10 protein-coding genes are annotated in these 12,369 nt (G+C 39.9%); 4 read left to right on the top strand and 6 right to left on the bottom strand.

Annotated elements, in window-relative coordinates; all coding sequences use genetic code 11:
* Positions 1 to 111 precede the first annotated feature (111 nt).
* From H6G69_RS07590 to H6G69_RS07580, 3 genes are all read right to left on the bottom strand, one after another.
* The gene (locus tag H6G69_RS07590) at positions 112 to 351 is read right to left on the bottom strand and encodes a hypothetical protein (protein WP_190684064.1); all 240 of its coding nucleotides are present in this window, start codon (positions 349 to 351) and stop codon (positions 112 to 114) included.
* A 158-nt stretch (positions 352 to 509) separates the two neighbouring features.
* Positions 510 to 1,058, bottom strand: a complete 549-nt coding sequence (locus tag H6G69_RS07585; RefSeq protein ID WP_190684061.1) for a phosphate-starvation-inducible PsiE family protein — start codon at positions 1,056 to 1,058, stop codon at positions 510 to 512.
* Positions 1,059 to 1,145: 87 nt separating this feature from the next.
* Entirely contained in the window at positions 1,146 to 2,072 is a 927-nt protein-coding gene (locus H6G69_RS07580) for a lipopolysaccharide assembly protein LapB (RefSeq protein ID WP_190684058.1), read from the bottom strand.
* A 304-nt stretch (positions 2,073 to 2,376) separates the two neighbouring features.
* On the opposite strand from H6G69_RS07580, the gene H6G69_RS07575 reads away from it, so the two are divergent.
* Positions 2,377 to 4,434, top strand: a complete 2,058-nt coding sequence (locus tag H6G69_RS07575) for an elongation factor G (RefSeq protein ID WP_190684055.1) — start codon at positions 2,377 to 2,379, stop codon at positions 4,432 to 4,434.
* A gap of 96 nt (positions 4,435 to 4,530) precedes the next feature.
* Here the strand turns inward: H6G69_RS07575 and H6G69_RS07570 are convergent, their stop codons facing one another.
* On the bottom strand, positions 4,531 to 4,974 hold the full coding sequence (locus H6G69_RS07570; protein ID WP_190684052.1) for a pentapeptide repeat-containing protein: 444 nt from the start codon (positions 4,972 to 4,974) through the stop codon (positions 4,531 to 4,533).
* 441 nt (positions 4,975 to 5,415) lie between these two features.
* Here H6G69_RS07570 and H6G69_RS07565 point away from each other — a divergent pair, with 441 nt between their 5' ends.
* Together H6G69_RS07565 and gor are read left to right on the top strand one after the other, a co-directional pair.
* A complete protein-coding gene (locus H6G69_RS07565; protein WP_190684049.1) occupies positions 5,416 to 5,964 on the top strand; it encodes a peroxiredoxin in 549 nt (182 codons plus the stop codon).
* A gap of 93 nt (positions 5,965 to 6,057) precedes the next feature.
* Positions 6,058 to 7,410, top strand: a complete 1,353-nt coding sequence (gor, locus tag H6G69_RS07560; protein ID WP_190684046.1) for a glutathione-disulfide reductase — start codon at positions 6,058 to 6,060, stop codon at positions 7,408 to 7,410.
* Between the two features lie 154 nt (positions 7,411 to 7,564).
* Here the strand turns inward: gor and H6G69_RS07555 are convergent, their stop codons facing one another.
* Both H6G69_RS07555 and H6G69_RS07550 read right to left on the bottom strand, forming a co-directional pair.
* The gene (locus H6G69_RS07555; protein WP_190684043.1) at positions 7,565 to 8,827 is read right to left on the bottom strand and encodes a sensor histidine kinase; all 1,263 of its coding nucleotides are present in this window, start codon (positions 8,825 to 8,827) and stop codon (positions 7,565 to 7,567) included.
* 8 nt (positions 8,828 to 8,835) lie between these two features.
* Positions 8,836 to 11,271 carry a hybrid sensor histidine kinase/response regulator gene (locus H6G69_RS07550; RefSeq protein ID WP_190684040.1) on the bottom strand — a complete coding sequence of 812 codons (2,436 nt, stop codon included), beginning with the start codon at positions 11,269 to 11,271 and terminating at the stop codon, positions 8,836 to 8,838.
* A 347-nt stretch (positions 11,272 to 11,618) separates the two neighbouring features.
* Here H6G69_RS07550 and H6G69_RS07545 point away from each other — a divergent pair, with 347 nt between their 5' ends.
* A complete protein-coding gene (locus tag H6G69_RS07545) occupies positions 11,619 to 12,110 on the top strand; it encodes an orange carotenoid protein N-terminal domain-containing protein (RefSeq protein WP_190684037.1) in 492 nt (163 codons plus the stop codon).
* Positions 12,111 to 12,369 lie beyond the last annotated feature (259 nt).

The following is a 12,369-nucleotide window of genomic DNA, read 5'->3' as shown; positions in this document are numbered from 1 at the left end:
AAGAGAGGGAGAAGAGAGAGTTTGGCGCAGTTTAACAAAGAAATGGTAGAAGCAGCTGATTTTCAGTCTGCCTGGTTTTATCAGCTGCTTAATGTGTTTGAATTTTTAGTTTTACATCTTGCCTTGTTGTAACACTTGTTGAAGATGTTGACGAATTTCTTGTGCGTGTTCTATGTCAGATTGGCGCAATTTTTGAAATAATTCTACACAAGGCTGAGAGTTGGCTTGTTGTGCATCTTGGATGTATTGATCGTATGCTTTTACTGCTTCTGCTTTGTTGTGCAGTACGGTGACAAAATCGTATTCTAGGTTGCTAATAGGTTGTTGAGATTGTCCGTTACCTGTGGTCATACTAGTTACCCTCTTGTAAGTTTCTATTTCATTTCTACTTACATCAAATCAGGGCTTCATCTCTCTAAAAGCGGAGAAAAAATCACTAAGGCTGCATTAAGCAGCCTCAAGCCAATGTTGATTGTTTATAACTAAAGAGTTAGTACCTGTTGGCTAATTTATGTTAGTGGTTGATTCTCTTCACATTGATGTGCATACCGAAATTCTAGTTCTTTTGGCTTTTCTCTACTCCCTTGATAGACAATAGGACAGAATTTGGTATTAGCACTGATACAGTCCATATGTGGTGTTTTGGCACATACGATTAATAAACCACCTAAGATAAATAACAAACCACAAATTGCAGCTGTTTGAATCCAAGAAATCTCTAAGGCTCCATGAACAACAACTTCTCGCAAGACTGATACAATTGTGACTTCGACGGCTACACCGACAGAAATACTGTGTTCTTGCAAGTAAATCATTAACAGTCGAAATAATTCGACTAAAATCAAGACAAACAGTATTTTTGCTGTGACGTGTTTATAGTCTAATGTCTGTGTAAGTGCGATAAATATGCCCCATATCTGGATGATCATGACTACAAATAAGCTTAAACACAAGACAATTACAAGTAAGTCTTGAAAAGCTTCCATGTTCCGAGCAATTAAATGTCTATCCAGCCAGCGATCGCAAAATAAAAATCGGCTCTTGAAGCGTTTTTGCATTGGTATATTCTCATCTGGTTAATGTTAGACCACATCAGCCAGGTCTACCCATTACTCTTATTTTCACCAATGTTTAGCTTTCTTGCCTCAGCGTGGTTGGTAATTTAAATTCTGTACTTGTTGTAACAATTTTTCTGTATTTTGTACCCATTGAACATTTCCTTGGGCATTATATAAATTTCTGGCATATTGTAAAACTTGTGCGGCTTCGCTATATTTTTTTTGCTGAATAAATACTAACCCAGCCCCATAATAAGCATTGGGATAATTAGAATTAGATTCAGCCGCTTTTCTAAAAGCTGCTAATGCTTCTTTCAATTTATTTTGACTAAACCAAATCGTCCCTAGATTATAGTGTGCTTCGGTATATTTAGGATTAATTTTGATAGCTTGGCGAAAGGCATTTTTGGCTTTATCTAGTTGACCTTGCTGTAAATAACATATACCCAAATGATAATGGGGTTCGGGTGCATTTTTACTAAATTCGGAAGCTTTTTTAAAAGATGCGATCGCTCGTTCCCAGTCTTGTTGTTGTTGTCTCACCAAACCCAAGTTATAGTGAGCAAAACCAAGATTTGGGTCTAATTCTATAGCCCGTTGTAAATAATCATTAGCCTGTTGGACATTGTTACCTTCTAACAACGCTCCGCCTAAATTGGCGAAAGCTGGCGCAAACTGAGGGTCGGCTTGGGTTGCTTGATAAAAGGCATCGGCGGCTGGCTTTAATTGCCCTAATTGCCTATATGCTAGACCTAAATTATAGTAGGCTGCCGCTAATTTTGGATCTAGCTGAATCGCCTTTTGAAAATATGCGATCGCATCTTGTATTCTTCCGGCTTGAATAGCTAGCAATCCTTGGTTTAACCAGTCTACAGCAGGTTGATTAATGCCTTGTGCTAGCAGTAAAGCAGAGTCAGCAGCAAAGCTTTTGGGAGTTAGCAACAAAATACTACCACCCAATAGCATGAGATTTATTAACCCAATTATGGGATATTTAGAGAATGATAGCGACATTTATTGTCTAATTTTCAATAATTTATAACAGTTCCCAATCATATTAGCTAGACCCTAGCCTTTAACCTCTAACCTCTAACTCACTTTAAGTTTTAACAAATATTTTAGAATCTGCATTAAAGTTTGGCTTACTTAACTTTTCTTAAGTTAAATCTTACGAGTGACTACAATTTTTTGAGCATCAGATTAAAGGGAGGATAATGACAAGTTAAAGCAGGGATAATTCTCCTGCAACAGAAGGATTATTTATCTCTGAAGCATACAGGTAGTGCAGGTAAGAATAACTTACCGCAAGGGAGGTTGTATGACCGAAAAAGTCACATCGGGTTCACGGAACGTTGCAATTGTCGGCCCTTATTTAAGCGGAAAAACTACCTTACTAGAAAGTCTATTATTCGTAACTGGGGCGATTTCTCGCAAAGGCAGCGTTAAAGAGGGAAATACAGTTGGAGATAGTGCAGCAGAATCGCGCGATCGCCAAATGACTGTAGAAGTTAGCGCCGCCAGCACCGATTATAACGGGACTCGGTTCACCTTTATTGACTGTCCAGGCAGCGTAGAATTTGCCCAAGAAACTTACAATGCTTTGATGGGAGTTGATGCGGCAATTGTAGTTTGCGAACCCATACGCGATCGCGTCCTCACCCTAGCTCCTCTATTTAAATTCTTAGACGATTGGGAAATTCCCCATATTGTCTTTGTTAACAAAATGGATCGGGCAAATATTCATGTTTTAGAAACATTACACGCCTTAAAAGCCGTTTCTAGCCGTCCTTTGGTCGCGCACCAATACCCCATTATGCAAGGGGAACAACTCACAGGCTTTATTGATATGGTCAGCGAACAAGCCTATCAATATCACCCAGGCGCGCCAGCCGATCAAATTCCCTTCCCCGAACATCTCAAAGAAGAAGAACATACTGCACGAGCCGAAATGCTCGAAGCTTTAGCAAATTTTGATGACCACTTACTCGAAGAATTATTAGAAGATATTGAACCTCCCCAAGAAGAAATCCTCAAAGATTTAAAAATGGAATTAGGGGCAGATTTAGTAGTCCCCGTCTTCTTTGGGATTGCAGAACAAGATTATGGCGTTAGACCTCTATTAGAAGCCCTACTACGTGAAGCACCCGAACCCGAAACTACAGCAGAACGTCGCTTAAAAGGTATTGCCAGCCAAGTACCTCTAGCTCAGGTATTAAAAACTTATTACACTCCCCAAGGTGGCAAACTTTCACTCGTGCGAGTTTGGCAAGGTAAATTAACCGATGGTATTGTCCTCAACGGTGTACGCGCGGGTGGACTTTATCGCCTCATGGGACAACAGCAGCAGTCTGTCAATGAAGCAGTAGCTGGAGAAATCATTGCTTTAAGCCGGATGGAAGGTATCAAAACCGGAGATACACTATCCACACAATCAGCCAAAGAATTCCCCAAAGCTGAACAGTTAGAACCAGTCTATGCCCTAGCTATTACACCCGAAAAGCGCAACGATGAAGTAAAACTCAGCAGTGCAATTACCAAGCTGCTCGAAGAAGACTCCTCCCTGGCTTGGGAACAGCACGGTGATACCCACGAAGTAATTCTATGGGGACAAGGTGAAATTCACTTGCAAGTCGCCCTAGACAGACTGCGCCGTAAATATAACTTGCCGATGACGACCCATCTACCGCAAGTACCTTATAAAGAAACAATTCGTAAGCCTGTGACTTCAGTACATGGACGTTACAAACATCAAAGTGGTGGACATGGGCAGTTCGGTGATGTTTTCCTAGATATCAAACCCCTACCGCGCGGTGAAGGTTTCAACTTTAAAGAAACCATTGTTGGTGGCGTAGTTCCCCGACAGTACATTCCTGGCGTAGAAATAGGTGTGCGAGAATTTCTCGCGCATGGGCCTTTAGGCTTCCCAGTTGTGGATGTAGCGGTGACACTCACCAACGGTTCTTATCACAACGTTGATAGTTCCGAACAAGCCTTTAAACAAGCTGCGCGTTTGGCAATGCAGACAGGCATACCCCAAGCCCAACCCACCCTGTTAGAGCCAATTTTGCGGGTGCAAGTCACAACCCCAAGCGAATTTACAGCTAAGGTACTGCAACTGCTGAGTGGTAGACGGGGACAAATTCTCGGTTATGAAGGCAGACAAGATTGGCAAGGTTGGGATAATATTTCTGCCTACTTGCCCCAAGCAGAAATGCAGAATTTTATTGTAGAGTTGCGATCGCTCACTTTAGGTGTTGGTTCTTTCCATTGGGAATATGACCATCTCCAAGAAGTACCCGAAAAACTTGCCGAACGCATTTTGACTAACGGTCATAGTAACGGTAACGGCAACGGCAACGGCAACGGTCATAAATAAGTAGAGACGTAGCAATGCTACGCTTCTAGCAACCAATTTGTATTTAAACAATCTGTAGAGACGCGAAATGCCGCGTCTCTACATACCCATTTGCGATCATTCTTCTCCGCCGCCCACACCCAAATTGATATCAAATCCATCAGCACCGTTAATATTAGTGCCAACCATTACCGCACCATCAACTTCAACGTTGTATAACTTGGCATCACTCAAATTAGCATTGGTGAGATTAGCATTATTAAAGCTAGCACCAGTCGCAAAAGCTTCTTTCAAATTAGCTGACTGTAAATTTGCACCACTTAAATCAGCACCTTCTAAATTTGCCCCTTCTAAATTTGCTCCTTTTAAATTAGCATTTCGTAAATCCACACCTATGAGGTGAGCGTTTTTCAGATTCGCGCCTGCTAAATTACAGCCTGCACATTCTCTAGTTTCTTGTAAGCGTCGCACTAGGTTATGATTTTCTGCTTTGACGGGACTAGATGTAGCTAGAGTGACGGTACTAACTAAAGCGGCAGCTGTCAAAAATATCGCTTTCATAATTAGGGACTTCTGAAGGTATCAGAAGTGATTAACTACTTACTTCCTACAACTCTATTGTCGGCAATTCCAGATTTTTCGCCTCGGACTATAGGTATAATTTATAGATTCAAATGCTCAGTGGAGTCATAATACTTAAGCTATAGCTGGGAATGAGAAATAGGGCGTAGTGTTTATAACTCCTACACGGACTGCTATATGTGCTGAAAATTCTTACAGCAGTTTTATCCCAATGAGGTAATTCCTTCAGCCTCTATCCACAAAATACTGTAATTAGCCTTTCCCTGTTCCCCATTCCCCGTATTTATCAATTCTTAAGTTCAATTATTTATATCTTTTAAGTATTTATGACTATTGCATCTTTCTTAAATCAGAATTATTCTGATTTACAGCAACGAAATTTTATTAACCGTCCACACATCAACTACTTAAGAGGCAAATATGGCTGTGATTGAAAGAGTTCCTGACGTTGTATTTAAAACCCGTGTTCGTGATGAGTCTGTACCAGGGCCAAACCCTTACCGTTGGCAAGATCGTACCACTCAAGATATTTTTGGCGGCAAACGTATTGTAGTTTTCTCACTACCTGGGGCTTTTACTCCTACCTGCTCTACCTCTCACCTACCACGCTATGAAGAACTATACGATCAATTTAAAGCCTTGGGTGTGGATGAAATAATTTGTATATCTGTAAATGATGCCTTTGTGATGTTCCAATGGGGTAAACAACAAGGCGCGAAAAATGTATTCTTGCTTCCCGATGGCAATGGCGAATTTACCCGCAAAATGGGTATGCTAGTTGATAAGTCTAATTTGGGTTTTGGGATGCGCTCTTGGCGTTACTCAATGGTAGTTGATGATGGCAAAATCGAAAAGATTTTCATTGAGCCAGGTTTTTTAGACAATTGCCCTATAGATCCATTTGAAGTTTCAGATGCAGATACAATGTTGGCTTACCTGCAAGAAGCTAAAAAACCTGTTGCTGTATAAATAGATAATTTGCAATTGATAATACGTAATTCGTAATTAAGGTAAAAATTACGAATTACGTATTAGGCATTAGTAATTATTAACGGAAAAGACATGAGCTACGATTTTGACTTATTTGTGATTGGCGCGGGTTCTGGAGGAATTGCTACTGCAAGGCGAGCTGCAGAATATGGTGCTAAAGTTGGGCTTGCCGAGTTTGATAGACTAGGTGGAACCTGTGTCAATCGTGGCTGTGTTCCCAAAAAATTGATGGTCTATGCCTCTCATTTTCCTGATTTATTTGAAGAAGCTCAAGGCTATGGCTGGAGTCCTGTCGAGAGTGTTTTAGATTGGGAAAAGATGATTACGGCAGTGAACAATGAAGTGATTCGCCTAAATGGGATTTATCAACGAATGTTGGATAACTCCAAAGTTGAGGTGTTGCAAGGATACGGTAAATTTGTTGACCCTCACACTATTATGGTTGGGGAACGTCAAGTCACAGCCGATAAGGTTTTGATTGCCGTTGGTGGTAAACCCTTTAAACCAAATATTTTAGGTATTGAACACACCATCACTTCGGATGAGATTTTCCACCTCAAAGAACAACCAAAACGCATCGTGATTTTGGGCGGCGGTTACATTGGGTGTGAATTTGCCTGTATCTTACACGGGATGGGTAGTGAAGTTACTCAGGTAATTCGTGGCGAAAAAATCTTACGTGGTTTTGATGAAGACATCCGCAACGAAATTCAGCAGGGGATGACTAACCACGGTATTCGGATTCTCAATAACAGCGAACTAATTGCAATTGAGAAAAGTGAAGCAGGGGTAAAAGTCACAGTGAAAGCTAGTGGCGATACAGTCGAGACAGTAGTTGCTGATGCTGTCAGTTTAGCTGCTGTTGGTCGCAAACCCAATACACAGCACCTCGGCTTAGAAAATACTCATGTGAAGCACAGAGATGGGGCAATTCTCGTTGACCAGTACAGCCGTACCCATGAAGAAAATATCTTTGCAGTAGGAGATTGTACAAATAAGATTAATCTGACCCCTGTAGCGATTAATGAAGGCCGGGCGTTTGCAGATACGGTATTTGGTAACAAGCCTCGCGTCATGAGTTATGAAAATGTGCCAACAGCTGTATTCACCACACCCGAAGCTGCAACGGTTGGTTTAACGGAAGCCCAAGCGAGAGAGAAATATGGCGATGCGATTAAAATCTATAAATCGCGTTTCCGCCCCATGTATTACACTTTGCCTGGTAAAGATGAAAAAACCTTAATGAAGCTGATAGTTGATCAAAATACTAATAAGGTTTTAGGCGCGCACATGGTTGGTGATAGTGCGGCAGAAATTATTCAGGGAGTAGCGATCGCTGTTAAAATGGGTGCTACCAAAGCCGATTTTGATGCCACTGTGGGTATACATCCTAGTTCTGCTGAAGAATTCGTGACTATGCGGTAAAAATCGTCCCCAGTCAGATAAAAACCGATGGTTGTAGTCAGAGGTTTAGGGGTGTAAGAGTAGGTGAGCAAAAAACTGAATCTGCTTACGCCAAGCTGGAAAATTCCTAATACCTCTATCCATCGGTAATGATGTGATAAATTTCCGATTGCTGTTATCGAATTGGCAATTCAATCACAAACTCTAAGCCCTCACCAGATACAGAATTATATGTCAGCTTACCGTTATGGTTATTCACCACAATTTGATAAGCAATAGATAAGCCAAGTCCTGTACCTTTGCCAACAGGTTTTGTCGTGTAAAAGGCATCAAATATTTTAGAATCATCTACTTTTTTAATACCAGAGCCATTGTCGGCAATTTTAATAATTACTCTTTCTTGATTTGCCTCAGTTTTAATTTTAATTACGCCTGGTTTTTGTCCAAGTTCATGCAAATCTTTATTTTTATATGTTTCTTCAATAGCATCAATGGCATTGCAAATTAAATTCATAAATACCTGATTAATTTCCCCAGGCAGACACTCAATCAGAGGCAATTCCGCATATTCTTTGATTATTTGAATCGCTGGATAATGACCATTACTTTTGAGTCGATGTCCCAAAATCAGCAATGTACTTTCTAGCCCTTCATACAAATTGGCTAATTTCTTACCTGTTTCTCTATGTCGAGAAAACTTATTCAAAGATGAGACTATTTCTGTAACTCGACTTGTACCGACTTGCATAGAATGAATAATATTTGATAAATCTTCTAACAGAAAGTCGAAGTCATTTTTATAAATTGCGGTTTTAATTTCATCTGGTGGCTCAGGTAGATGTTTTTGATAGAGATGAAGTACACTAATTACTTGCTTTACATATTTTTCGACAAAATTTAAGTTGCCAGCGATAAAATTGATGGGATTATTAACCTCATGAGCAATTCCGGCTGTGAGTTGCCCTAAAGCTGCTACTTTTTCGGCTTGAATCAGTTGAGTTTGAGTTTTTTGTAATTCGCTATTTTTGGCAATCAACGACTTAGTTAAGTTTCTGATTTGCAGATGATTTTCAATTCTGACTAAGACTTCTTCTTGCTGAAAAGGTTTAGTAATATAGTCTACAGCCCCCAATCGCAACCCTTTAACTTTATCGGCTGTTTCTGAGAGGGCTGTCATAAAAATTACCGGAATATCTTGAATCCGTGGATGATTTTTGAGATATTTACAAGTGTCAAATCCATCCATACCAGGCATCATCACATCTAGTAAAATTAAATCAGGTAAATCACCATTTTCTAATCGCTGAATGGCCTTTTCACCACTGCGTGCTGCCCAGACTTCAAAGTTAGATTGATCCAGAAAGCTGGATAACACTTGTAAATTCGTCGGGTTATCATCAACTATTAAAATAATTCCTTGACCAGAAGGCTCCGCCATAGTATTTCTCACACTTTTTCCACTGCATATTGATTCAAGAAATTAAGGATTAAATCTTCGTCAAATTGTCTTGCTAGTTGCCGGATTTCGTTAGCAAAGGGCGCAAATTTGATGTCGGAATTTTCTAGTTGATCGGCCCACTTGAGAATGGCATTGAAGTTACCTTTACTAGCTAAAGTAACTAGTTCTTGCAAAATTTCTGGGCTGGGCGGAGTGAATTGGGAAGATTGGCTATTTGCGGTGGTAGATTCTTTAGTTGTTGGCTCTGAAGTTTGAGATTGTTTGTAAATCCAAACTATATTTAGTTGGTTAGCTAATTGCCGTAATAATTCGTCAGCCTGTATGGGTTTGCTGAGGAAGTCATCACCGCCGGCTTGCAGACTGCGATATTGGTCGGCTTCAAAGACGCTAGCAGAAGAGACGATAATTTTAACATCTTGAATTTCTGGGGTTTGACGCAGATGTTGAATCAATTCAAAGCCGTCCATTTCTGGCATCAGCAAATCTGTGATAACTAAGTTCGGCTGGAGAGCCAGAGCTTTTTCTAAACCTTCTTTACCATTGTTAGCTTCCACGACATTAAAACCCAATGGTTGCAGTAAGTTTGTAATCACTGTACGATTTTCCCAGCGATCGTCAACCATCAAAATAGTGTAAGGTTCACCAACAAAGCCAATAATTTGTTTCTCTGAGACAGCCATTGCTGACTGTACCCAATCATGGGCTGCGGGAATTTCTAACTCAAAACCAAAGCTACTTCCTTGACCAATTTGACTTTGCACATGGATATCACTACCCATCATCTGTACTAATTGCCGAGTAATTGCTAAACCAAGACCAGTACCTTCAGCTTGGCGCTTTTTCTCACCTACTTGTTCAAAGGGCAGAAAAATTTGGCTTAACTCCGCCGGAGCTATGCCAATTCCTGTATCTTGGATTTTAAAGCGAATCCGATGTTTAACTATCTGCTGCTCATTGGCGGGTTGCTCGATCACTTCCACATGGAAACTTACCTGACCTACATCTGTAAATTTGATGGCATTTCCCAGCAGATTTAATAATACTTGACGTAATCTTTTGGCATCGATATGAACCCCGGGGGGTAAGTTAATTGCGGGTTGATAGACAAACAAAATACCTTTTTGTGCTGCCCGAATTTGGCAGATTTCCACCATTCCTTGCAAAAAAGAAGGTAAATGCACATCATGAGGATGGAGTTCTAGCTTTTTAGCTTCAATTTTAGACAAATCTAAAATGTCATTAATTAAAGTCAGCAGATGGGAGCCACATTGCTCAATAATATTGACGTGATACTGCTCTGGCTCAGGTAAAGTTGAAGAACGCAGTAAAATTTGCGCGCAGCCAAGAATACCATTTAAGGGTGTTCGCAGTTCGTGACTCATATTAGCCAAAAATTCGCTTTTCGCTAGGTTAGCGGTATCAGCTGCGGCTTTTGACTTTTTGAGTTCAGCTTGTTCAAATGCTTGGACTCTCCACAAGACAGTAATCATGGTGACTGTCAGCCCACCGACAATTAAAGCGATCGCATCGAGAAATTGCAGTCGAGATTCGATATTCTGGCGGGGAATGACTAAAGCTACTGACCAATTAGTATATTTTAACGGCAGATAAGCTACATATTTATATGTACCGTCAATTTCCATCAACTCAATTCCCTGCTGTTTGTTGACCATCCGTTGAGCGATCGCATTTAAATGGCAATCATCAACGTTGAGTAAGCTAGGTGCAGGTTTTTCAACGGTGGACATTAAAGTTAAATTTGGATGGACAATGGCTTGTCCTTGAGAATTCAGCGCAAAAGCGTAACTATTGGGGCCGTATTTCAGGGAATCGACGACCTCTTTGATGTGATCGACTGTCACATTACCGTGGAAAACTCCGATGGGTGAATTAACTTGGGGATTATTTGCCCAAATCGGAGTAGCGATCGCAATTAAGGGAATTCCTGTAGAACGGCTAATGAAGGGATCGGAAATATTGCTTTTACCTGCGATCGCTTTTTGAAAGAAATCTCTATCTTGAATATTTTTCTTTGATCGCCCAACTTTGGTATTAGCAAATGAACCATCACGGTTAACCATTTGAAAAAAGAAAAATTCTTTGATCCGCTTAACTTCTGCGGTTAAATAAGGTTCTGCAACAGACCAATTTAAGGAACGCACAGTCGGAGTATTAGCCAAGGTTTCTACTTCTACTTGGCGGACGTGTAACCACTCCTCAATTTCATCAGATCCTCTCTGTACTTCTAAAAAAGCACTTTGTCTTAAATCCTTGAGTGTCATATTTCTGGCAGCTTGATAGCTAAAATATGCCGAAATACTGACTAAAATGGTTGTCCCACCAACAATAAATCGAATTAGTAAATTACGTGAGCCGGGAATTTTTTTGTGAGATATCGATAGTATGGAGTTTTTTTGTATCAAGGGTTTGCTCCTTAATCACAAAGTCAAATCAGCAGAAATTCTACGTTATTCTTAGATTTCCCCATAAATTACTGATACTCACATATTTGTCTAAACCTTATATATCCCAAGTTAGTTGCTTCATAGTTGACTATCTCACCCACCCTCTAATTTTTATCTACCCGGTGTAAGATTTCGCTGCTCAATAACCTATTAATTATTGAAATTCCATATATTTTGATAATTCTGTGCTTTATTTATTGATGATTCCTTTTGGTGAAGAGACATCTGTCTTTAGTGGGGTTAAACATTAAATACCTGTTTGTTAAGGTGACTATTGGCAATCATAAAATACAAGCAAATTAGTCATGACTTATACTCAAACTAGTGACCCGACAATTCGTGAATGTGTCGAATCTTGGAGAAAATTAGATGTAGATGAACAACTAGGTTTATTCTGGTTCATATATAAAGAAATGGGTAAAGATGTTACTCCAGCCGCCCCTGCTGCTAGCACGGTTTCTCCGGAAATTGCTGAAGGTTTATTTAATCAAGTCAAAGAATTAAGCCATGAAGAACAACTACAAGTTCAACGTGACTTAATTAATCAAGCCGATACTCAAATTAGCCGTGAATATGGTTCTTTAGGCGATACTACTAAACTGCTATTTTGGTATCGTTTATCTCAAGGTATGGACAGCAGTGTAATTATTCCTGTGCCTGCTGGCTATAATCTTTCCTCACAAGCAGAAACATTGCTAGAGAAAGTCAAAGAATTAGCTTTTGAACAGCAAATTAATCTCTTCCGCGATTATGTTTCCCCAATGGGTGCTGAACCAAAAGCGGGTGCTGAAGTTTAATATATGGCTTTAATAGAGGCTGTTGAAAACGAATAAGTCTGAAGAATAATAGCAAAGAAACCCAGAGTGAATCTAAATTTACTCTGGGTAATTTTTGGTTGCTTATGAATCCAGTTACACCCTAAATTTGTTACTTTCTTTGCTTGATAATCTATAGTTTATGCTGATTTTTGGTTAATTTTATCTATCTGATGGCTAGTGGAAAATATTGGTTTGTAAATGCAATATGTGATTATTTATCTTAAATATTGGGTCATTT

The sequence above is a fragment of the Nostoc sp. FACHB-110 genome (genome assembly GCF_014697425.1).
Taxonomy (GTDB): domain Bacteria; phylum Cyanobacteriota; class Cyanobacteriia; order Cyanobacteriales; family Nostocaceae; genus Nostoc_B.
The sequence above is the reverse complement of the archived record's forward strand: the minus strand, read 5'-3'. Positions and strand labels throughout refer to the sequence as shown.